Genomic DNA, 24,121 nt, shown 5'->3' on the forward strand with positions numbered 1-24,121 from the left:
ATGATAGGACTTGTGCTTTTTATTATTAATATATTTAGAAACGGCTATATTTTTATGTATACCCGTTTCTATTTGAAATAATTATAATAAGGATGACTAAACATCTAACCTCTAGTACATGTTACTAAAAAACTTAATGTAATCGTGAAAGTAGCTGGTACGGCTCTTTTAAAACTCCAGAATTATACTTGATTTTTAAGTAATACGTTTTATATGCACTAATATGTTGTCCACAGATTCCTTTAAAATCTATTCTTCCATCCTCATGCCAGCTACCCTCTTTAGCTTTAGCTATCTCATTTCCGTTCTCATCATATAAATAAAGATCTGCATCAAAGCCTTCAGTCTTATACATCAAATATAAGCTACAAGTTCCTGATGTATTTGTTCTAAACTTAAACCAATCTTCTTTATCATAGTCTCCCATTGTTCCAAATACGAACTCATCTTCATTTCTAACCGGAATACAGGTTGCCTCTTTAATTGTGTCATTCGATTCTTGCTCCAAACTAAAAGCAAAACCAGTTGAAGCCATTAACAATGTCATAATTACAATAATCAAAATATTTATAACCCTTCTCATATTATTGCCTCCTTATATTCTATATATTGTAATTATATTGCTTAATAGTTAATTTGTCTATATTTTTATTAATTATAACATTTCCGTCGTATTTAGAGTTGTTTTGTCTCATGTGTGTTTTATAATATGGAGTTGCTATTCAAATTTATATTGTTTTAGTCGTAATAATATTATTAAAACTTAAAAAACCCATAGTAAGCTACGGGTTTTAACCCTTTGGGTTTTGCAGATATACTGAGATTTTTAGAACCACTTAGTTTACTTTTCACACCTTAGTACCGTGAGGTGTTTTCTGACCTTTTTTCTTTTTTTGCATACTTGCCAGTTCGCTATCTAGCCATATTTCTAATTCCTGACTTATATCAAGTAATGATTCATTCAAAGAAAAACTAAACCCTTCACATCCTCTTTGGCAATTGCCATGACCACTTCCTTTTTTTCTATCACATCCGTATCCTTTAGATATCTTTTCCTGTAAAAACTCCGGGAATTTCTCGATTACATCAGCATATTTTGAGCTATTTTTTGTTTTAAGGATGATACGGTAACCGTTATGCAAAGATGTTGAAAACCTCCATATTACTTTGCCTTTATACGAATAGATAAAATGAACACAGAACATCCATAAATCTACATTACATTTCATTCCGGAATCCAAATAATGTTGATGTAATTTAAAGACGAATTCTTGCAAAGGAGTTGATAACGGATAAACAAATTCTTTCAAAATAGAGGTGACTTCCGTATCCCCGTTTTTCAATGCCCTGTAATCGCACCTGAGTAAAATATCGTCATTTTTTCGAGATGATAGTTCATTCTGGGCAATCCCCAAAGCCTTCCAACCTGTTAGCATAATCGGCGAATCAGGATATGTAATTTCTACTGCTTCAATTTTTGATACATCAGGTTTTTTCATACTCAAGTCAATACCATCAAAATCAATACCGCATTGAGTCAGAAATCGCATGCTCTTAATCATTTGAGAATCAGAAATTTTTGCAGTTGAATTTTTATTAAGAGATCTTTTGAGGCTAAGTATTTCCCAGCTATTAACCAACAGTGAATCACCTTTCTCGGATAATACACCATGCTAACCTATGTTTAGTAATATACTTTTAATGTTGTTTAAAGACGGAAACTCCACTGTCAAAGTTGTTTCGTCTGAAAACTTTTTCTTGCCTTTTTTAGGTATGTCACATAAACTATTGTCAGCAATTAAACAATCGCAAAATCGATATATGAAATCTCTGAAAGCAATGACGCCGTTTCGTATGTCCTCTTCGTGTGAAATGTTTAAAAACATAGATTTAATTGTATATGTTTTTGGAATATACACTGGTATTAATTGTTTTAAGAATTTTGCCATGTCTCCCATTGTTTTTTGCATAAGAAATTCTCCTTTCATTTTGCATAAAATAACGTCATCATCTATTTTACCTTTTCAGTTACTGACAATCTTTTATCGTAGCGTCCATATCCATTATACTCTTTTATCTATTGTAACTCTTTAAGAATTTTTACAATACCATTTGTACCATCAACCTCAATCATATCGCCATCTTTAATCATAGAAGTCGCTCCTGTCAATCCACCAACACACGGCAACCCATACTCCCTAGCTATAATCGCTCCATGCTGTAAAGTCCCTCCAATTTCCATGACAACAGCTGATGCATTGCTAAAAATCGGCGTCCAAGAAGGTTCTGTGGCAAAAGTAACTAATATTTCACCAGGCTCAAGATGTTTCTCATCAGGTGCGTGCATTACCTTTGCATACCCTCTTGTAATACCCTGTGAAATTGGATCTCCAATCAAATCTCCTTCTTTGCTTTTTTTAATTGCATGGAATATTTTCCCTCTAGAATCTATGATAATCGGCCAATGTCTGACGTGTCTAACTGTATCATAGGGCTCAAGATTTTTAGCTCGTTCATTTCTCATATTAAATGTTTCATGCTGCTCCGCCTTTTGAATCTGAGAAATTGTCAAATCAAATATTTCTTCCTTTCTATCTAATCTTCCTTGTGATACAAAAACCTCTCCTTTGGCAAGTGCGATTTTTCTTAGCTTGTTGATCATTAATACCATCATAACCTTTTTCTCTTCACGGTAACCAAAAAGATTTTGATAAACTTCTGCATTTTTCCTGAACTTCTTCTCAAATCCGCCTTTTTTGGCTAATTCAAGTAACTTATTATACCCCTCTTTACTACGTTCTTCGGAACTTGACATCTTATTATCGACTAAATTTATGTCTTTAAGTCGCATAAAAAAACTTGATGGATCTTCATAAGCTCTCGTTGTTGCTACATCAATTTCCCTATACCCTCTTGATCCATACTCAAACATATACGCTTCATAATCATCTATGAATTTTTTGCTATATTCTTTTCCACTCAGACGACGCGCGAATTCTTCAGGTGTTTTGGTCTCTTGCACCTCTGTGTAAGAAGCCAATCTGTACATATGAATCCCCATAAGACTTGTAGGATTCACTTTTGCGCCCATAGCAGCAATATACGATTCAACTTCCTGATTCTTAAACATTTTCTTGAGAATCCTTTCAGCATTCATCCCGGCGACCACAGCCCCTTGTTGCATCACAACATTATTTAAAACATTGAGTGCATCTTTTGTAGCATCAGCAAAAGGGATATTTAGATTCAGCTCTTCCTTAAATCGTTTTCTTGCATTTTTTGTAACTTCAAGATACTCGGCTTGCACCTTTTTATAATCAAGTAGACTTGCACGTATCAATGAAGGTGCTAATGATAAATACATCTTAAGCATATTTCGTTTCGCTTTTTTCACTCTTGGTAGTTTCTTGTTGTGCATATACTCATCTAAATTAATGCTATTTATTATTCTTTCAACAGAGCCATCATAATTGTAGATCATATATTGCCCCATTTTTCCAAGTCCAGCTAGTACATTAGGAATATGGAAATAGTGTCGGCCGTGGTAGTAAAACGTAATACCATCCATACCTTCTGGAAGATCGAATCCTCCAAGTTCTGAGAACAGCTTTTTCCAAATTTCCAGCCCTAGAACAGAGAAGCTTTCTGTGAATCCTTGGGTCATACAAATCATATCTAAATACAAATTTTTTTTATCACCCGGTTGTGTAACAAGTTCTTTGAAAAGTGGCAAATAAGTCGTTATAGGCCTTGATTGAAGCAAATATAGTTTCGAGTCCTCAAAAGCCCACTCTGTATCCATAGGCATATCAAAGTGTTTTTCACAATTTTTAATTAACGCTGCAAGTTCTAAGATTTGTTCATCCTTTAACGCTTGTTTTTTAGGCTCATGGTTATCCTTCTCGTAGATACCACCATCATTTTTTAGCCAAAGTCCAATCTGTTTTTCATTAACTTGCTTCTCAGTAATCTCGTTTTTTATACTATCAACGATATAAGTATCTGGTCTTACAATACCGGACACAATCGCTTCTCCAAGACCAAAAGATGCATTGATCATGACTTCATCATAACAGTTATTTAGTGGATTTAATGAGAAACCTACCCCGCTGACATCCGATACAATCTGACGCTGAACAACCACTGCAATAGATGTGTTTTCAATATCCATACCATGTTGCTTTTTATATGACATAACTCTAAAATCAAAACATGAAGAAAAAGCCTCTGCTATCGCTTTTTCAAGTGTCTCTCTTCTTTGCCCTAACAATGTTTCATACATACCTGCAAAACTAGTACCTTCTAAATCTTCTTCAGGTGATGATGAACGAACAGCAAAAACTTCACCCTGAAGTGATGCCATCTCAGCTTTAAAGCTCTTTTCCATATCAGCAGAAAACTTAAAATTCATTGCTTTGTTTTTGACCAAATTACAATTTTCTTTATTGGTATTATCTAACATCGCCTGCCATTCTTCGCTTGATTTTATTGCTGTTAACCATGAATTAAAGAATTCAACAGATAAGGCAATACCCTCTGGTACTGGGAAACCTGCCTTTGTTGTTTCTATTAGAGCTTTTGCTTTTCCTCCTACTTGTTTAACTTTTGGCACTTCATTTCCACTAAACTTATAAATCATAATTTCCTCCTTATATATTTTAAATTCTTCCATTTTTATAATTTACTTATTAATTTTGCTGTTAGAACAAGAACATTTATACCTGCTATTATCCCATTTGTATGAATTGTTTATCCAGTGCGCACCAAGAAGCATACCTCCTTTACTGATTACACCGACAATAAAGAACACTCTTGACATATAGTCTGGTGGTGTCTGCTTACCAAAACGGAGGCAACATCATGACTGTAAATCCCAGAAGCACCAAATACATATTCCAGTACCACCGATAAATGTTTTCTTTACTTTACCACTCTTAGAACTCAATCCAGCTATTATACTATCTATTAAAGTACCTACCATGAGTCTATCACCTATTACTCTGCAAAAGGATTATATTAATATCATTACCACCTTATTTGTATATATGTGATGCAAGCACTTGATAATAACGATCACATTCTTCTATAAGTTTTGATATGGCTATTTCGTCAGGATTTTTCCCATTTATATTCAACAAGTTTATAAAAAGACCTTTATATGTCCATTTGACCATATGGATAACTTCTTTTGAACTGGATACATCTTTCAACTTTTGCAAATTAATATTATGAGTATAGAACTTTTCTCTCCATACATCTCTATTATCTATATCTGAACTTTCGAAAATCAAGCCTGAAAACTTGTCGTAGAATCCAGTCATAAACAGATAATCTTTAGTGATTTCCAATCTATACTTAGAAACATCGCATATTCTCTTAATAATGTCATCGTCATTCCAGTCAATTTTACTGCTAACGGCATTCAGACATATATCAGCAGTGTAATTAATTAGAAATTTAAACAGATTTTCTTTATCGTTAAAATAGTGATAGAATATACCTTTAGAAATACCCGCTGTTTTAAGAATCTTATTCAACGACGCTTTGTCTTTACCGAATTTTGCAAATTCTTCCAAAGAAGCTTTTACTATTTTTTTAATCTTTTCATTGTTTATATCTATGTCTTTAAAATTCTCAATCATAGAATGCTCCCTTCCGTAACATTACTTTCAATATTTATTGTGAATATATCTGTTTTGTTAGACCATTGTGGTCTAATTTCATTTTACCTCAGATAAATATTATTGTCAAAAAAACAATCAAACCTCTACAATCCTTAGAATTAAAGGACTGTAGAGGTTTATATTTATACTCACTCATAAAATCATATCTCTTTAGGAGTAGTAGAACCTATTTTTTTCTATCTATTTCATTATATCACCAGTGATGAGACAAATTCATCCCTTTATATGTTTAATAAAATTGTTTCATTATATATAATTACTCTAGTAAAACCTTTGATTTTTCAGCATATTTATTTTATATGAAGAAGGCTAAATCTTCTATAACTTTTTTCCCATTTTCCAAATTACTAGGTTCCATTAATAACTGAAATTTTCATCCTTTTCTCCATTTTACACTCTAATTGTTCTTTAAATATTCAGCTAATGCTTTACTTGCATCTTTTCCAAGTAATCGTCGATATACCACTTTCATCATACCAAATACAACAAAACCTACACACTTAAACAATGGATTGATTTTTGTTTCATAATAATAATCACTTCTCATCCAACCATTTTCTTCCCAAACTTTTGTTCTATATGGCATTACATCTGGCGATACCTCAAGTTCTGTTTTATTAAACATAAAATATATATACTGTCTGAAATTGGGACTTACATTTATCTTATTGCTAGTTGCTGATATCAGTTTATCAGCTGCTGAACTCAATCTTTTGTTATACTTCATATGTGTTTTTCTATTATTGGTATAAAATGCATGTCTAATACCTATTATATCCACTATGTTGCATCCCCACCAATAAAAAGAATTATTTGCCATAAATTTAGGTGCCCCCATAACTCCATCTCCGCCAGAAGTTGAAAGTACCATTACAGGTTTTCCAACAAATTCAGGTATATGATCCAAATACATGAATCGATCTAGAAAATTTTTAAACAGTCCCGATACCATGGCCGAATAACCGGGAGATGCAAAAATGATTCCATCTGCTTCATGCATTTTTCTAAGTATTTCATCTTTATCATCTTTAAGGGGACATTGATTACCACCTTTTCTCAAGCACAAACAACACCCAATACAATATTTAAGTTCTTTATCAATTAAATGTAGATACTCAACGCTGATATTATCATATTTTTTATTCATTGCTTTTTCCACATAGTTTACCATGCTCATTGTATTTCCGCTTTTTCTGGGACTTCCTGATACTACTAAGATATTCATTTTCTCAATACCTCCTATCTTAATTTATATTCGTATTTATTTACTTATCGTTTAGTAAGTCGTTTAGTAAGTGAAATGTATAATATATTCTGCTTATTTCTGGTACTCATACCCAACTGAATTTTTATTATTATAGGGTGCGCCCGTCTGCTTTTTCTCCTTAGCCCAGTTATAACATTTCACCCAAGACTTTATTGTATTGATACTAACTTTGATTTTTTTCCTAGTTCTTTATATTTCATGCCTTTAAATAATATTGTTTAGCATCTTCTTTATTATCGGGTACCTTTATATCAGCCATAACCTCACTTTGTTTGTTTTGCATGCACAAAAAAAGAGTCTTGTTATCGGCTCTAAGTCTTATCTTCTTACACTAACCAACAAGAAATATGGTTGATAGAATTCTCCTGAGTTGTATTGATCTTTTAAATAATATGTTGTATTTGCTCTTATGTACAATTTTGAATGTTTTTTTTCGCTGTCCATTTGTCTCTCTTACAGAAGTGCCCATATGAGGTCCTTTATTATCATATAAATAAAATTTAAAAAAATATTGCCTTAAATCACTTCCTCCTGTTTTTCTTGACATAATTCTAAACCAGTCTACTTTATCAAAAACAAACCATTATCAGAATTTGATAAAGAGGTGTTTGACGCAGTTATAGCCCAGCATAGATAATAAAGGCAATAAACATCCTCATCAATTAACCTTTGTACTTAAATCAGGATTAACAGAGAATATAGATGGATCAAAGAAAGCACAAATATCTTTCTCACAATCAAATTACGCACCTCAAAATGTTAGATTTTTGTCTAACATTTGGGGTGCACTTCATTATCAGCTCTTCGTTATTTAATTTATCAATTCAAACGATAAATAATATGGCCTTGTTGGAGCGGGTCCACTAATGTATTTTATTTGCATATAATATATTTCATCTTTGTCAATATAAATATGATTTATACGCTCATCTTCATCGCCACCTTTCGTTGATGACCCAAGTAATTTACCTCTCTTGTCATATACAAATAAATCGTAATTCATACCCTTTTCTGTAATAGCTATCCAAAAATCACCTCTTCCGCTTACGCTAGACTTAACCTTATAGAAGTCGGTTTTGTCTGCTTCAGAAGCCACTCCAAAAATATAAATTACTGACCTACTATCTTTGTCTAGAGTATACGGACCCTCAGCAGTATCCATTGTATCATTAGCATTACCAGATTTCATTTCTGGCCAGTATTGAACATGTGCAAAAGCCATTGTTGAAAACATCATACATACCACACATAAAACTATTATAAATTTTTTCATGAAATAAACCTCCTTAATTTTGTTTATGTTAATTATATGATTTTTTGTCCATATATATTGCAAAAATGATGTGCCTTCCGTTTTAAAAGAGGCTGAAAAAAAGAGCCTTGTTATCGGCTCTAATTTTTATTAAGAAGTTATTTTTTCACGTCTAGAATTAGGGTATAATTAGGTAGTTCATGATGCCCGCCATCAAAAACAACTCTTACATAATAAGTTTTATCTTTTCTGATGAAAACATTAGTAACACTTGATTTAATTTCTCCTCCTGGATTTAACAGTCTCCCATGTTCATTATATAAATATAATTTGTAGTTGTTTTTCCATCCAAATACAACTATCCAAGATTCGCCAGAAAATGATGATGTATACTTAAACCAATCTTCATAATCACCAACAAAAGCTTCTCCCTCAATTTCTACTTTTTCAGTCTCAGTTATCTTAGGTGTATCATTTGCTGAATACCTATCATTATTAGGTTCAATATCCTTTGCAGTCGCACTCTGTTTGACATTGGCAAACGCTATTGATGAAACAATTACAAATACAACACATAAAACTACTAAAAATTTTTTCATAGAACCCCTCCTTTGTTTTATGTTAATTATATACTCATTTGTTAAATATGTACATTTTATTGCGAAAATGTAATCTTTATTTGTCCTTTATTATACCTTTTTTAACTTACATAAATCTTCAGATATATACTCTTTCCCATCTACCCCAACCATTATATCACCTCTGCATTATTTATATAACATGTGTTCAAAATTTCCATTATACGTGATGAACTAGACAAGTGCAAGAGTTATTAACGCTGTTCTAAATGTTGTGAGAGAATGGAAAATAAATTGGCCAGATAGTTCAGAGAAGTATAGAGAAATATTCCCAGAACGCTATGATTTTTAATTCTAGGATTTAATATCAAATTAATATCAAACGACATAAAAAAACCTCTGCAACTCTTAATTTATAAGGATTACAGAGGTTGTGTTTACTATTCCCACTCTAGCACTTTCAAAAAACAAGTGCTGTCAAACACTGATATTTACACATTTTTATTATTTGTATTTTTTCTATTTTAGGATAAAAAAGCACGTTCTCAAAATTTTTAGAGCCAAAATAGAGCCAAAAAACAATTTATCAACTGGCTATATTACTCACATTTTAACTGCTCATTGATCCCCTAAAATATTTACTCGTTTAATTGTATCTAGCAAACTATTATATATGAATGACTGTCTATCTTCTTTGTTCATAAAACGTTTATCGTCTATGTTAAATGAACTTTTACCATCTTTAAAGAACTCATATTCTCTTTGTCTCTCCCTAAAAAGGACAGTATTAAAAACAGACTCACGACCTCGCTTATAAAAATCTGTCTTAATATCAAGATACCTTTCAAATAAATAATCTCTTTTATTTAATTTTCCCAAAGCATTATTACATACCTCTCTAGCACACGAAGCGCTCACTTTTAAATCCTCTGCTATAGATGTATATGTTCTATTCTTGATACACTTTTCTATAAATACAAACTTCTCTCTTTCGCTCAATACCTCATCTATTATTTGAAATATAGCTTTCTCGGCTTCTCTGTCTGTAATCTCTTCTACGAACCTAATGTTTGTATCTTCTAATGTATCTATTATTGTAGTATCTCCATCACTATTTAAAGGCTTTTCCAGTGATACAGTTGATATGGTCATCTTCTCTCTAGTCTTAACCCTTAGTTCCCTTATGAATATACCACTTGATATATGAAAAAATATAGGATGAGAACTTAGCCCCTTTATCAAACTGGTACTTCTCTATTGCTTCCAATAAACCCATATATCCTATTTGTATTAAATCGTCTATATCCATATATGCAGCAGCTATCGGTTTGTATCTCTTAGCTACTTTAAAAACTGCACCTCTGTTATTTTCTATAATGTCTTTTAATATCTCCTTATTACCATCACAATATAATTTAATCATTTCCTCATTGGACATAATATCACCCTTTTTATTATTGGCATATGCCTATAATTCTTTAAGGTTATTATATCATATGTTTTAGTAAATTCAAATTTATATTTAGATATTATGAAGCCCTATTGTATCGTCTAATTTTGGTATGTCTTGCCTTTTTATCTCATGCATCAAATTAGTGCATTAGTAAAGACTAGCTTACGCTAGTCTACTTTGATACTCTGTGCACTATTTTTTTAGTGCAACAACCCCTAATTTATTACTCTTTATAATATTCTTCTCTTCCAACAACTATTGATTCAACTTTACCATAAGGTGCGTATATCCCTATTTGAAATTTAAATGAAGTGAAACCATAACCTTCTTCATAATCAAGATTATTATCGAGTTTTTCAAACATGTCTTTTACTTTAATATAATCTTCACCAATTAATTGAATATCGTTAAAAAAAACTTCTGGCTCCCAAAATTCTATAGCTTCACTTCTATCATTTTCATCATAGTATACGTGAAAAATCGAAAAGTCATCAGTTGGAGTCTCATTTGCTTTTTTAAACCTTCCAAGATAATTATTAGGGAAAAGATCTTTTATTTCTTTACTCGTTAAATTTAATTTAAGCTTATCAGTTCCTTGGAAAGGAAGTATTGTGAATTTCATTTTTGACACCTCGTTTTTATTTTTGCTATTATATTTCAACATCACCTTTTTTAATATACTTTTTACTTATTGCGTATTGAACCATTTCATGAAGAGCTCTATCATATTTATCACCAAAAAGCTCTTGTACATTATCAACATCCATTTGCATTGCTTTACCAAATTCGCCTTTGTCAATATATTTTTTTTGTTTCGCACGATATTTCTTAGCAGAAGGACCAGGCCCACAACTTGCTGTCCTTCTATGATCAGCTTTTAACATTCTAATAGCAGGTCCACTATAAGTACTTAAACCGTTAATTTTATCAGCAGGACAATGATGTCTTTCTCCACCTAATGCATCCATTCTACCATAAGCTCCACCAACGAAATTATATCTTTTATGTTTCTTATATCCATGTTGTGTTTCTCCTGCCTCAGTTAAGATATAGGTCAATTCGACTTCTTGTTCTAATACATTGCCAATTTTTTTATCCCAAGTGAACTCAGTAGTACCAATAGGTAATGGTTGAGTAAACGGAAATGGTGACCACTCATCTACACAAATACCATTATTATAAAGTTTTACGGTTGCCTCAAAAGCATCTATTTGATCCAAACCTATATTTCTAGCTTTTATTGTAATAGACTCTCTATTTGTAATAAACGTAATTTTAACATCATTTGGGATATCTATAAGTGCTTTGTATTCATTTTTTTCATTTTCCAATTTGCTTTCTGAAAAATGATGAACAGCAGTAGGTGCTGTAGATTCTGTTATAGTATTTATAGATTGTACATCGGCATATATGCTTACATTTAATCCCAAAATGCAAAATACTAACGTTAATGCTAATAATACTCTTTTCAATTTTTTCATTTAAAATCCTCCTTTTATTTTTATACCAATAGAATGATAACACAAAATTTGCTCTATTTCAATAATATTACAAAAAATAATAAAATATAAAAACTTAAATATTTTTACCATTTTAGATTTTTTTATAGAGCTTATATTATAGTCTCATCAGAAGCTATATTTCTAGCACCAGCTTTATCGTATTCACAAGAAATTGTTCATACATTTTATTTAGATGAGTATAATTCAATTGATATGGAAGCAGAAGAAATAATAATGGAAAATGGTGAATCAGGAAAGAAAATTAAATTGCATTTGATGGGACTTGATCATCTATTAGAAGAATGGTATGACAAGAAAAAAGCTCTTGAGTGGTAAAATATCTCAAGAAGAATATTACGATTGGAAAATGAATTGGTCTGTAGATGACTTATAAAAGTTAAAAATTTATATACTATTATCCGTTACTTAATATCAATTTAATATCAAACAACATTAAAAAACCTCTGCAACCCTTAGTTTATAAGGATTACAGAGGTTCTGTTTTCTACTCCCACTCTATAGTCGCTGGTGGCTTACTTGTTATATCGTATACTACTCTATTTATGTTTTCTACGTTGTTTACTACTTCTTTTGAAATCTTGTTAAGCACATCAAATGGTATTCTTGCCCAATCGCTCGTCATTCCATCTGATGATGTTACTGCTCTTAGTGCTATTGTATGAGTGTGTGTTCTTTCATCACCCATTACTCCTACCGTCTTGATTCCCGGTAGTACTGCAAAGTACTGCCATATATCTTTGTCTAGTCCTGCTTTTCTTATTTCTTCTCTAAACACCCAGTCTGCTTCTCTTACAATTTCTAGCTTTTCCTCTGTTATATCTCCTATTACTCTGATTGCAAGTCCTGGTCCTGGGAATGGCTGTCTTTGTACTATTTCTTGTGGAATATTTAGCTTTGTTCCAACTGCTCTAACTTCGTCTTTAAATAGTTGTCTTAATGGCTCTACTAGTTTGAAGTCAACATCTTCTGGAAGTCCACCAACGTTGTGATGGCTCTTTATTACATCTGCTTTATCTGTTCCACTCTCTATTACATCTGGATATATTGTTCCTTGTACTAAGAAATCAATATTCTCATATTGTGCTTTAAGCTTTTCTTTTTCTTCTTCAAATACTCGGATAAATTCCTCTCCTATAATCTTTCTCTTCTCTTCTGGATCAACTACTCCAGCAAGCTTTGATAAGAATCTTTCTTGAGCATTAACTCTTATGAGATTTAGATTAAATTTATCTCTAAATACTTCCTCTACCTGATCTCCTTCATTTTTTCTAAGCAGACCATGATCAACAAATATGCAAATAAGATTTGAACCTATAGCTCTATTTACCATAACTGCTGCCACTGCTGAATCAACTCCACCTGACAATGCACAGATAGCTCTTTTATCTCCTATCTCATCTTTTATTTGCTCTATCATCTCTTTTGCAAAATCACCCATATCCCAATTTGGCTTTAATCCTGATACGTTATATAGGAAATTAGCTATGATATCTTTACCTCTGTCTGTATGCTCTACTTCTGGATGAAATTGTATTGCTATTAGCTTACCATCTTGACTTTTCATTGCTGCCACAGGACAGGCCTTTGTTCTTGCTGTTATTACAAAGTTTTCTGGTACTTTTCCTATAAAATTTGTATGACTCATTAAACACTTGATTTCTTCATTTATACTCTCAAAGATGCCATCGTTATGCATGATATCAAGTTTTATCTGACCATATTCTCTAGTATCTGCTCTTGTTACCTCTCCACCAAATACCTGAGCCATTAATTGGCCCCCATAGCATATTCCCATTACTGGTACACCCATTTTAAAAAGCTCTTCATCGCATTTTGGTGCATTTTCTTCAAATACGTTTGATGGCCCTCCTGACAAAATTATCGCTTTTGGATTTTTCTCTTTTATTTTGTCTAATGAGTAATTATATGGAATTATTTCACAGTATATATTTGCTTCCCTTACTCTTCTAGCTATTAGTTGGCTATATTGTCCACCAAAATCTAATATCAAAACCACGTCATTCTGCATTTTTTTACCCCCGTTATTTAATACTATAGTTTGGCGCTTCTTTTGTTATGCTTATATCGTGCGGATGACTCTCTATTAATCCTGCACCTGTAATTCTAATAAATTGTCCTTTTTCTATTAAATCATTTATTGTAGCACTTCCACAGTATCCCATACCTGCTCTTAATCCACCTACTAATTGATATATAGTGTCACTTAATGGTCCTTTGTATGATACTCTTCCCTCTACTCCTTCTGGAACTAGCTTCTTGCTATCTTGCTGGAAGTATCTATCTTTGCTACCTTTGTCCATAGCAGCCATTGAGCCCATGCCTCTATAAACCTTGAATCTTCTTCCTTGATATAACTCTGTTTCCCCTGGACTTTCTTCTGTACCAGCTAATAATGAACCTAGCATGACTACATTTGCTCCTGCTGCTATTGCTTTAACTATATCTCCTGAATACTTTATTCCTCCATCAGCTATAATAGGAACTCCATATTTCTTGCCTACTTGATAACAGTTGTACACTGCTGTTAGTTGTGGTACACCTACTCCTGCAACAACTCTTGTAGTACATATAGATCCTGGTCCTATACCAACTTTTACAGCACTTGCCCCTGCTTTTATAAGTTCCTCTGTTGCCTCTGCTGTTGCTACGTTACCAGCAATAAGCTCTAAGTCTGGATACTTTTGTCTAATTTGCTCTATTGCCTTTAACACTCCTATAGAATGTCCATGTGCTGTATCTATAATTACTACATCAACATTAGCCTCTACTAATGCGTCTAGTCTATCCATCATATCGTTTGTTACACCAATAGCTGCACCAGCTAATAACCTTCCACCTTTATCTTTTGCTGCATTTGGGTATTTTATTGATTTTTCAATATCTTTTATTGTGATTAAACCAACTAAGTAACCATTGTCATCTACTAATGGAAGTTTCTCTATTTTATGTTTTCTAAGGATATCTTGGGCTTTTTCCATGGAAATATCTTGTTTAGCAGTAACTAAGTTCTCACTTGTCATTGCTTCTGATATTTTTTTAGACATATCTGTTTCAAATCTTAAATCACGGTTAGTTATTATGCCTACTAATTTTTTTGAATTGTCTGTGATAGGAACTCCTGAAATGTGGTATCTCTCCATTAATTCTAATGCATCAGCTATAACATTTTCTGGATGTAAGTAAAATGGGTCAACTATTACACCATGCTCTGATCTCTTTACTTTATCTACTTCTAATGCTTGCTTGTCTATAGGCATATTTTTATGTATTATGCCTATGCCACCTTCTCTTGCCATTGCTATTGCCATTTTAGCTTCTGTAACAGTGTCCATACTTGCACTCATCATAGGTATGTTTAATTTGATATTTTTTGTTAGTTTAGTTGAAAGCTTAACGTCTTTAGGCAAAACTTCTGATTTAGCAGGTACTAATAATACATCATCAAAGGTTAAACCTTCTTTTATAAATTTCTCCACTATAATCCTCCTTATTCGTTTTATATTTTGGGTATTTCCCGTAGATTAGTTTTTAATAGATTAACAAAAGTTATTTTCCTTGTCAAGCAGTTTATAATGTTTTCAATTTTCAGATTTTTATTTTATTAGCAAAAAGACTTTTGTTTTCTGTATTTACAAAAGTCTCAACATATTAAAATTTTTTATATTCTATTTAACTTATTGTATATATTTTGTGCTTCATTATAAATCTTTATTATGGATATATTGTTCTTGATAGCCAATTTTTTGCAGTCTTCGTATTCAGGAATACATTTAATAACTTCTGAGTTAACATAACCTTTTTTCATTCTCACCTGTCCATATACTGTATCTACTGTTATAAAATCTCGCTTTAAACTATATCTATCTACTCTGTATGTTCTTACTCCAAATGTAGTTGTTTCTCTAAAAATAATATCTGTTAATGTTTTTGCATTAATCCTTCTACAAAGAACACTAAGTTTTGTAGCTGGTCTATTCTTTTTCATGACTATACTTGTTGTAAATACATCTAAAGCTCCCTCATCAAACAGCTTAACTGTTATATATGAGTATATCTCAGGGTTCATATCATCTATATTTGTCTCAAGCATTACCAGTTTTTCATCAGTTTTTTTTTACCTAATATTACTCTTAATGCGTTAGTTATCTCTAAATCTTTTTTACCCAAACCATATCCTATTCTGTCTACTGTCATCTGTGGCATAGGTATAAAATCACTTGCCACTGTCTTAATAATTGCGGCACCTGTTGGAGTTACTAGTTCACTTCTTATACCGTTTGAGTACACTGGTATACCTTTTAAAATCTCTATTGTTGCAGGGCATGGTACTGGTATCACTCCATGCGCAGCTTTTACAAATCCTGTACCCAAATGCAATGGTGATGAATACACTTTATCTACATTTAGCATATCTAAGCATATTGAGAAACCTATTATATCAACTATAGAATCTACTGCTCCAACTTCATGGAAATGAACCTCTTCTATAGGCTTATCATGAACTTTAGCTTCTGCTTTTGCCACATGACTAAATATTTTTTTACTCAATTCTTTTACAGTGTCATTTAAATCACTTTGATCTATTATTTGCTCTATATCGCTAAGATTTCTATGAACATGACTATCGTGGTGATTGTGATGATGGTCTTGTTCATGATGATTATGATGTTTATGGTTATGGCAATGATTATGTCCGTGATCATGAGTGTGCTCACAATCAAGTATTACATCAAAATCCGTACCAGTTATACTATTTTTTTGAGCCTTTTTAATTTCAATACTATAACCATCTATATTTATTTTTTTTAATTCATTTAGAAACTGTTCTTTGTCTATTCCTAAGTCAAGCAAAGCTCCTATTGACATATCTCCGCTTATTCCCGATAGACAATCAAAATACAATATCCTCTCTTGCATTTTTGCACCTCTCTTTCTTATAGTTTATTTATTGTGCTAGCCAAATAACCCGCACCAAAACCATTGTCTATATTAACTACTCCTATACCACTTGCACAGCTATTGAGCATAGCTAGTAATGTCGTTATCCCTTTTAAATTTGCACCGTATCCAACACTTGTAGGAACTGCTATCACAGGTTTGTCTACTAACCCTCCTACAACACTTGCTAATGCTCCTTCCATTCCAGCCACTGCTATTACAACTCTAGCTTCTTTTAATTTATCTATATTTGATAGAAGTCTATGAATCCCTGCTACTCCTACATCATATAATCTATCTACTGTATTACCAAATGTCTCTGCTGTTATAGCTGCTTCTTCTGCAACAGGTATATCTGATGTACCTCCTGTTACGACTAGTATTTTGTGTTCTGATTTTTTAACTCTTTTAGCATTGATTACTATAATTCTAGCTTCTTCATAGTACTTTATATCTTCACAAATATCAGCTATGCATACATATTTTTCTTTATCAGCTCTTGTAGCTAATATTGTACTATCTTTTGCTAACATTGTCTCTACTATACCTCTAAATTGCTTTATGGTCTTTCCTTCGCTATATATTACTTCTGGATATCCATTTCTCATCTGCCTATGATGATCTATCTTTGCATAACCAATATCTTCAAACGGTAAGTTTTTTAGATTTCTCAACGCATCATCTACGCTAACAGTTCCACTTTTCACTTGTTTTAAAAGATCTTTAATAGTTTCCTCATTCATGTTGATCTACACCTACCTCTCTATTCATACTCCCTGTTTTGTATCCTTCCATATCAATACACACATATTTAAATCCCACACCTTTAATATTTTTTATGATATCTAAGACTACACTTTTATCTAGTAACTTTGGTATATCTTCTGGTAAGACTTCTATTCTTGCAACTGCTCCATGATGTCTCACTCTAAGTTGCTCTAGATTCATATTTGATAAGTATTCTTCTGCTCTTTCTACCATGTCTAATTTTTCTTCTGTAATACCACTATCATATGGTATTCTAGCTGCTAGACAAGACATTGAAGGTTTATTCCATATTGGTATTTCTAGTTCTTTTGCTAATGTTCTTATTTCTTGTTTTGTTAATCTATTTTTGAGTAAAGGACTCTTTATATCAAGTTCTTTCAATGCTCTCATGCCTGGCCTATAATCGTCTTTGTCATCATAATTTGACCCATCTAGCACATTACTGTATCCGTGTTTTAATGCTATGTCTTTTATTTTGTTAAATAGAATTTTCTTGCATATATAGCACCTGTCTTTTGAATTTGTTTGTATATCTACTAGATCATCCATTGTAAACTCTATTACTATGTGTCTTAATTTCATTGCTTTTGCTATATTAATAGCATCATTTATTTCTTTTCTAGGTTGCAGTGGTGTATTTATTGTTATACATATAACACTTTCTCCTAAAACCTCACTACATGTTTTTGCCAAAAAAACGCTATCTATTCCCCCTGAAAATGCTATTGCTACTTTTCTCATTCTTTCTATGTCTATTTTTAATTCTTTATATTTCGATTTAATGTTCATGTAATCACCCACCATATTTAATTTTCATTATATCATATACGTTTATTAGATAAAAAATAAGGCATTTATTACTATCAGCAATACACTTGCACATATTGGAATAATAGCTGTTGCTACACTCCATGTTTTTAAGCTTGTTTCAACCCTCAAACCTGAAAATCTAGTCACTACCCAAAAATAACTATCATTTGGATAAGATATAAACATAGATGTAGAACATAACGCTAATGCAGCAATAAGAGGATTTAAGCCTAGTGTTGGCAATATTGGTGCTAGTATTGATCCTCCTGTTACCATAGCAACTGTTCCTGAGCCTTGAGGTATTCTCATTAGTGCTCCAAGCAACAATGGTACAAATATTGCTGGTATTTTTAAACTAATTACAAAGCTTGCTATTTCTTGTCCTAAATTTGTAACTCTTATTACATTACCTAGAGATCCACCGGCTCCTGTTACGAGTATTATTAAGCCTGCACCACGCATAGCTGATTCAATGATTTCTGTTGATTCTTCGTTCGTTATTTTTGGTGCAAGGCCATATATGCTTAACAATAGTCCTATAAATACAGCAACTATAGGATTGCCTAGTAATGTTAAAATTTCCTTTGCTACTACTGGTAATTCTATAGATGTAACCTGTAATACTGTATTTAGTAATAGTAATAAAACCGGTAATACAACTGGTGCAAATGACATCATTGCACTTGGAAGTTCTTCTTGATTATAAAAATCCAAGTTATTAATATCGTTGCCATTTATTGATTTTTGTATTATATCTATAGCCTTCTGTCTTTTATCTGATGGTAAATTTTTTAAATCTTCTTCTATGTTTGGTATCACATCAGGATATTTATTGCCTACATACCTAAAGTAGTATACTGAAATTATAAAAAGAGGTATAGATAACAACATCCCTCCAAGTATCATAGCGCCTAAATCTACTTTGAAAAACTTTGCTACTGCAAGTGGTCCTGGCGTAGGTGGTATTAGGAAGTGCGTTATGTATAACCCCATAGCAAGCATTCCACCTATGCCAACCATTGACTTTTTTGTCTCTTTTGAAAATGCTTTAGCTAACTGCGATAAAACTACAAATCCAGAATCACAAAATACTGGTATTGCTACTAGTAACCCTGCAAGCCCTAATACAACATCCACATTTTTAATACCCACTAATCTTATTAAACAAACAGCTATTTTCTTTGCTGCTCCACTTTTCTCTAGAAATTTCCCCATTATACATCCAAAGCCTATTATCATACCAATACTACCTAATGTTTTTCCAAATCCCTCCGATACAGCTACTAGAACATCATCAACTGAAAGTCCTGCCATAATCCCTACTAATATTGATACTAAAATCAACGATGGAAAAACATGAATCTTAGTATTGATAATTAAGAAAAAAAGTAATATTATGCCTATAAATAAGCCTAAAAATGAAATCATAAATCCCTCCTATATGCTGCCTAAATTTTTATGTCTTTTGTTTTTTAACTTTTAAGGCATATATTTTTAATTGTATTATTTTTTTATAGATTTTTCAATAAAAAAGGACTGTCTCAAATTCTTAGAAACAATCCGTTAATATCTAAAACTATATCTTTTATTCTTCTTCTAGGTATTTTAATATTTGCTCTTTAGCATATTTTAAATGATGAGAATTATACTTCCATGACTTGCTAAAGTCTTTTTCTTTAATGCCTTCAATAATCATTTTGTGCTCATTAAATGATTCTTCAAATCTCTTTTTATTATGTAATGATATTATTCTGAATGGTTGCATCAAAGAGAATATATTTTTAAACGCATTATAAGCTACCTTGTTTTCACTCATAACTAATATTTGATCATGGAGCTGTACATCAGTTTTACAGTATTCATTGAAATTACCTTCTGAATAGCTTTTTTCCATCTTGTCTAATATTTCATCTAACAGTTTTATTTTATCTTCTGTAAGATTTTCTATAGTCTTTTGTAGAGCATACTTTTCCATAACATATCTAAGTTCATAGATATCTATTATGTCTTTTTTGCTCAACTTTCTAACTCTTATGCTCTTATTAGGGATACTCTCTAATAATCCTTCTCCAATAAGTTCTTTTAATACCTCTCTAACTGGAGATCGGCTAACATTTAGTTGTTCTGCTATTTTCTTTTCTTGTAATCTTTCTCCTGGCTTAAAATTACCATTTAAGATGTTTTCTTTTACTATATTGTATACTTGTTCTTTTATGGTATATACCTGATTAGTATTTTTTATAAATTCCATACACTCACCTTTCTCAATACAAATTGTATTGTATATTTATAATAATCCCCAATTATTATTTTATTTGAATTATGTAAAAAGTCAATGGTTTTAAGTTTTTTGTTATGCATTTTGCTAATATATATTAAATTTTATGAATATACACTAAAAGAAAGGGACTAAAATCCATGGTTTCAAGCACCTAGATTAAGTCCCCTTTAAATCATAACTTTATTGTAATATTTTATACTTTCTACATCATCGGCATTCCGCCTGGCATACCTCCCGGCATTCCAGCTGGCATTCCACCTGCGTTTTCTTCTTCTTCATCTGTTACAACACTTTCTGTTGTTAATATCATAGCAGCAACTGATGCTGCATTTTGTAATGCTGATCTAGTCACTTTGGTTGGATCCACTATACCTTCTTGTATCATATTTACATATTTTTCGTTTAAAGCGTCAAATCCAATTCCTACTTCTTTACTTCTAACTTTCTCAACTATTACCGAACCTTCTAATCCAGCATTTTCTGCTATTTGTCTAACTGGCTCTTCTAACGCTCTAGCTATAATACTAACACCTGTTTTAGCGTCACCTTTTTCTTCGTTTAGAAGCTCTTCTACTGCTGGTATAGCGTTAACTAATGCCGTACCACCACCTGCTACTATACCTTCTTCTACTGCTGCTCTAGTAGCCGCTAATGCGTCTTCTATTCTAAGCTTTCTCTCTTTCATCTCTGTCTCTGTAGCTGCACCAACTTCTATAACTGCAACTCCTCCAGCAAGCTTAGCTAATCTCTCTTGTAATTTTTCTGTATCAAACTCAGATGTACTTTCTTCTATTTGAGCTTTTATTTGCTTTACTCTATCATTTATATCTGATTGAGTTCCACTACCGTCCACTATAACTGTATTTTCTTTATCTATTTTAACTGTATTAGCAGTTCCTAACATATCTATAGTTATCTCTTTAATATCATATCCTAATTCTTCTGATATAACCTGACCACCTGTTAATATAGCTATATCTCTTAGCATTTCTTTTCTTCTATCTCCAAACCCTGGAGCTTTTACTGCAACGCAGTTGAATGTTCCTCTTAATTTATTAACAACTAATGTTGCAAGAGCTTCTCCTTCTACGTCTTCTGCTATAAGTAATAATGCTTTTCCTTGTTGTACTATCTGCTCTAATATTGGTAATATGTCTTGAATATTTGTGATTTTCTTATCAGTTATTAATATATAAGGATTACTTAGTACTGCTTCCATTTTTTCTGCGTCTGTTACCATGTATGGTGATAGGTATCCTCTATCAAACTGCATACCTTCAACTACATTTAAAGTAGTTCCCATAGTCTTTGATTCTTCTACTGTGATAACCCCTTCGTTCCCTACTTTTTCCATAGCTTCTGCTATTAAATTACCGATTTCTTGTTCACCTGCAGAAATAGAAGCAACTTGCGCTATAGCTTCTTTACTTGAAATCTCTTTTGAATAAGACTTAATCTTATCTACTGCTGTATCTACAGCTCTACGAATACCTTTTCTAAGTATCATTGGGTTAGCACCTGCTGCAACGTTCTTTAAACCTTCTCTTATGATTGCTTGCGCTAAAAGAGTTGCTGTTGTCGTTCCATCTCCTGCTACGTCATTAGTTTTTGTAGCAACTTCTTTAACTAATTGTGCTCCCATATTCTCGTATGGATCTTTTATTTCTATTTCTCTTGCTATTGTAACACCATCATTTGTAATAAGTGGTGATCCAAATTTCTTGTCTAATACTACGTTTCTTCCTTTTGGTCCTAATGTAACCTTAACTGTGTCCGCTAACTTGTTAACACCTTGCTCCATCGCACGACGAGCATCTTCGCCAAATTTAATTTGCTTAGCCATTTATTATCACTCCTTTTATTCTTAATAATTATTCCACTACTGCTAATATATCGCTAATCTTAAGTATTGTATATTCTTGTCCGTCAATCTTTATTTCTGTTCCTGAATATTTTGAAAAGATAACTTTATCTCCAACTTTTAATTCATTTTTCTTTTTATCATCTTCTGTTATTGAAGGTCCTACAGCTAAAACCTCTGCAACTTGTGGTTGTTCTTTTGCTGATGTTGGTAATACTATTCCACTTTTTGTTTTTTCCTCTGCTTCTACTTTTTTGATAACTACTCTGTCGCCTAATGGTCTAATATTCATGTTTCATCCTCCTTAATAAATTTATTTTTTAAGACCCGAAATATTCATAAAAAATTATGTAGTAACTAATATTTCAGTTAAATAAATTAGCCTGACTATCTATTAGCACTCGTTACACTTGAGTGCTAATAATTACATGTATAATGTTACATAATCAAGCATCATCAATCAAATGTCATACTTAACCATTTTTTAGTGTGATACCTGATTATGCTTGATTATGTTCGTTTTTCTAAGTTTTTTATTTATTTCCTCTTTATTTCTATCTATTACATATCTGCCATACCTTTGCTATCAAGCCTTCTTTTTATTATTCTTTCTATAAAGATTTTAATAACTGCTATTAAAGGTGCTCCTATAAACATTCCTACTAAACCAAACAACGCTCCACCTATTAGTATACCCGTTATTATCCAAAACGGTTTTATACCAACTTGATCTCCTAATATCTTTGGTCCTAGTATCCATCCATCAAATTGTTGAAGCCCTAATATAATCAATGCTGTCCATAATGCTTTGATAGGACTTACAAACAATGTTATGAGTATTGCAGGCCCTGCACCAATGAATGGTCCAAAGTATGGTATCATGTTTGTTATCCCTACTATTGTAGAAAGTATCAACGCATACGGGTTCCCTGTAATAAGCAATAATACAAAACATATTACTCCTATAATAGCTGAATCTAGTATCTTACCAATTAAGAATCTTGAGAATGTGTCATCTATCTCTTTATATATAGCTAATGTTTTATTTGCATTTTTATTGTCCATAAATGCAAATAACATTCTTTTCAATCCTTTGACAAAATCTTCTTTGTTATACAGCAAAAATATAGCTATTATACTGTTCACCATTAAATTAAACATCACATGCGTGAAACCTAAGGCTGTTGATGCTATGCTACCTATTCCTTGACCTGCATAATCCATAAGTTTAGCTATATTGCCAGTTTTGCCCAAATTAGCTATGGCATTGTCAATATATTCTGCTATGTTATATTTTTGAAGCAATTCGATATTATTTATGTCATTCTTTAAAAAGTCCCTCATTTCATTTATGAAGTCTGGCAAATTTTTTGCTAACTCAACAAAGTTATTATATATTTTTGGTACTGCTATTATAATTATGAATATAACTAATCCAAGAACTAATAGATATGAGATAGTTATACTTAGTACCCTCTTGCACTTAAGTTTCTTTTCTAACATTCTTATGAAGGGATTTAATATGTATGCTATCAAAAATCCTCCTAAAAATGGGTTTATTATTTTATAAAACATTGGTGCCACATTATCGTTGTTTACTATCTTGTATAATAGCATGATAATTACAGCTACTGGCACAATGTTCAAATATGGTATCTTGATTTTTTTATTATCCATATGACTCT

General features: G+C 32.1%; 24 protein-coding genes and 1 pseudogene. 1 reads left to right on the top strand and 24 read right to left on the bottom strand.

Going from position 1 to position 24,121, the window contains the following annotated elements; translation table 11 throughout:
- Positions 1-133: 133 nt before the first annotated feature.
- From P3X86_RS18715 to P3X86_RS18780, 14 genes are all read right to left on the bottom strand, one after another.
- On the bottom strand, positions 134-583 hold the full coding sequence (locus P3X86_RS18715; RefSeq protein ID WP_483294258.1) for a hypothetical protein: 450 nt from the start codon (positions 581-583) through the stop codon (positions 134-136).
- A gap of 265 nt (positions 584-848) precedes the next feature.
- Positions 849-1,640: a hypothetical protein gene (locus P3X86_RS18720; RefSeq protein WP_483294259.1), complete on the bottom strand. Its 792-nt coding sequence runs from the start codon at positions 1,638-1,640 to the stop codon at positions 849-851.
- Between the two features lie 33 nt (positions 1,641-1,673).
- Positions 1,674-1,970, bottom strand: coding sequence for a hypothetical protein (locus tag P3X86_RS18725; RefSeq protein WP_483294260.1), 297 nt, complete (start codon positions 1,968-1,970; stop codon positions 1,674-1,676).
- A gap of 107 nt (positions 1,971-2,077) precedes the next feature.
- Positions 2,078-4,639, bottom strand: a complete 2,562-nt coding sequence (locus P3X86_RS18730) for a PEP/pyruvate-binding domain-containing protein (RefSeq protein ID WP_483294261.1) — start codon at positions 4,637-4,639, stop codon at positions 2,078-2,080.
- Between the two features lie 219 nt (positions 4,640-4,858).
- On the bottom strand, positions 4,859-4,981 hold the full coding sequence (locus P3X86_RS18735; protein ID WP_483294262.1) for a hypothetical protein: 123 nt from the start codon (positions 4,979-4,981) through the stop codon (positions 4,859-4,861).
- Positions 4,982-5,033: 52 nt separating this feature from the next.
- Positions 5,034-5,642, bottom strand: coding sequence for a TetR/AcrR family transcriptional regulator (locus P3X86_RS18740; RefSeq protein WP_483294263.1), 609 nt, complete (start codon positions 5,640-5,642; stop codon positions 5,034-5,036).
- A gap of 439 nt (positions 5,643-6,081) precedes the next feature.
- Positions 6,082-6,909, bottom strand: coding sequence for a flavodoxin family protein (locus tag P3X86_RS18745; RefSeq protein WP_483294264.1), 828 nt, complete (start codon positions 6,907-6,909; stop codon positions 6,082-6,084).
- 360 nt (positions 6,910-7,269) lie between these two features.
- Positions 7,270-7,395 carry a hypothetical protein gene (locus P3X86_RS18750; RefSeq protein ID WP_483294265.1) on the bottom strand — a complete coding sequence of 42 codons (126 nt, stop codon included), beginning with the start codon at positions 7,393-7,395 and terminating at the stop codon, positions 7,270-7,272.
- A 367-nt stretch (positions 7,396-7,762) separates the two neighbouring features.
- Positions 7,763-8,224, bottom strand: coding sequence for a hypothetical protein (locus P3X86_RS18755; RefSeq protein WP_483294266.1), 462 nt, complete (start codon positions 8,222-8,224; stop codon positions 7,763-7,765).
- Between the two features lie 137 nt (positions 8,225-8,361).
- Entirely contained in the window at positions 8,362-8,802 is a 441-nt protein-coding gene (locus P3X86_RS18760; protein WP_483294267.1) for a hypothetical protein, read from the bottom strand.
- 597 nt (positions 8,803-9,399) lie between these two features.
- A complete protein-coding gene (locus P3X86_RS18765; RefSeq protein WP_483294268.1) occupies positions 9,400-9,933 on the bottom strand; it encodes a sigma-70 family RNA polymerase sigma factor in 534 nt (177 codons plus the stop codon).
- Positions 9,934-9,946: 13 nt separating this feature from the next.
- Positions 9,947-10,219, bottom strand: a complete 273-nt coding sequence (locus P3X86_RS18770; RefSeq protein ID WP_483294269.1) for a sigma-70 family RNA polymerase sigma factor — start codon at positions 10,217-10,219, stop codon at positions 9,947-9,949.
- Positions 10,220-10,457: 238 nt separating this feature from the next.
- Entirely contained in the window at positions 10,458-10,856 is a 399-nt protein-coding gene (locus P3X86_RS18775) for a hypothetical protein (protein WP_483294270.1), read from the bottom strand.
- A 28-nt stretch (positions 10,857-10,884) separates the two neighbouring features.
- Complete coding sequence (locus P3X86_RS18780) at positions 10,885-11,715, bottom strand: hypothetical protein (RefSeq protein WP_483294271.1); 831 nt, start codon at positions 11,713-11,715, stop codon at positions 10,885-10,887.
- A 234-nt stretch (positions 11,716-11,949) separates the two neighbouring features.
- Here P3X86_RS18780 and P3X86_RS18785 point away from each other — a divergent pair, with 234 nt between their 5' ends.
- Positions 11,950-12,072: a hypothetical protein gene (locus P3X86_RS18785; protein WP_483294272.1), complete on the top strand. Its 123-nt coding sequence runs from the start codon at positions 11,950-11,952 to the stop codon at positions 12,070-12,072.
- A gap of 169 nt (positions 12,073-12,241) precedes the next feature.
- Here the strand turns inward: P3X86_RS18785 and guaA are convergent, their stop codons facing one another.
- The 10 genes and pseudogenes from guaA to P3X86_RS18835 form a co-directional block, all read right to left on the bottom strand.
- On the bottom strand, positions 12,242-13,786 hold the full coding sequence (guaA, locus tag P3X86_RS18790) for a glutamine-hydrolyzing GMP synthase (protein ID WP_483294273.1): 1,545 nt from the start codon (positions 13,784-13,786) through the stop codon (positions 12,242-12,244).
- 13 nt (positions 13,787-13,799) lie between these two features.
- Positions 13,800-15,254 (bottom strand): IMP dehydrogenase, encoded by a 1,455-nt coding sequence (gene guaB / locus P3X86_RS18795; protein WP_483294274.1) that lies wholly within the window; start codon positions 15,252-15,254, stop codon positions 13,800-13,802.
- Between the two features lie 182 nt (positions 15,255-15,436).
- A pseudogene (gene larC, locus P3X86_RS18800) lies at positions 15,437-16,695 on the bottom strand (nickel pincer cofactor biosynthesis protein LarC).
- A gap of 17 nt (positions 16,696-16,712) precedes the next feature.
- On the bottom strand, positions 16,713-17,459 hold the full coding sequence (gene larB / locus P3X86_RS18805; protein WP_483294275.1) for a nickel pincer cofactor biosynthesis protein LarB: 747 nt from the start codon (positions 17,457-17,459) through the stop codon (positions 16,713-16,715).
- On the bottom strand, positions 17,452-18,273 hold the full coding sequence (gene larE / locus P3X86_RS18810) for an ATP-dependent sacrificial sulfur transferase LarE (protein WP_483294276.1): 822 nt from the start codon (positions 18,271-18,273) through the stop codon (positions 17,452-17,454). The genes larB and larE overlap by 8 nt, the downstream gene beginning before the upstream one ends.
- Before the next feature lie 45 nt (positions 18,274-18,318).
- Positions 18,319-19,722 (bottom strand): GntP family permease, encoded by a 1,404-nt coding sequence (locus P3X86_RS18815; protein WP_483294277.1) that lies wholly within the window; start codon positions 19,720-19,722, stop codon positions 18,319-18,321.
- A 157-nt stretch (positions 19,723-19,879) separates the two neighbouring features.
- Positions 19,880-20,545: a GntR family transcriptional regulator gene (locus tag P3X86_RS18820; protein ID WP_483294278.1), complete on the bottom strand. Its 666-nt coding sequence runs from the start codon at positions 20,543-20,545 to the stop codon at positions 19,880-19,882.
- 232 nt (positions 20,546-20,777) lie between these two features.
- A complete protein-coding gene (gene groL / locus P3X86_RS18825; protein WP_483294279.1) occupies positions 20,778-22,418 on the bottom strand; it encodes a chaperonin GroEL in 1,641 nt (546 codons plus the stop codon).
- A 28-nt stretch (positions 22,419-22,446) separates the two neighbouring features.
- On the bottom strand, positions 22,447-22,728 hold the full coding sequence (locus P3X86_RS18830) for a co-chaperone GroES (protein WP_483294280.1): 282 nt from the start codon (positions 22,726-22,728) through the stop codon (positions 22,447-22,449).
- Positions 22,729-22,997: 269 nt separating this feature from the next.
- Positions 22,998-24,113 carry an AI-2E family transporter gene (locus P3X86_RS18835; RefSeq protein WP_483294281.1) on the bottom strand — a complete coding sequence of 372 codons (1,116 nt, stop codon included), beginning with the start codon at positions 24,111-24,113 and terminating at the stop codon, positions 22,998-23,000.
- Positions 24,114-24,121 lie beyond the last annotated feature (8 nt).

Source organism: Abyssisolibacter sp. ZYX002 (genome assembly GCF_056892235.1).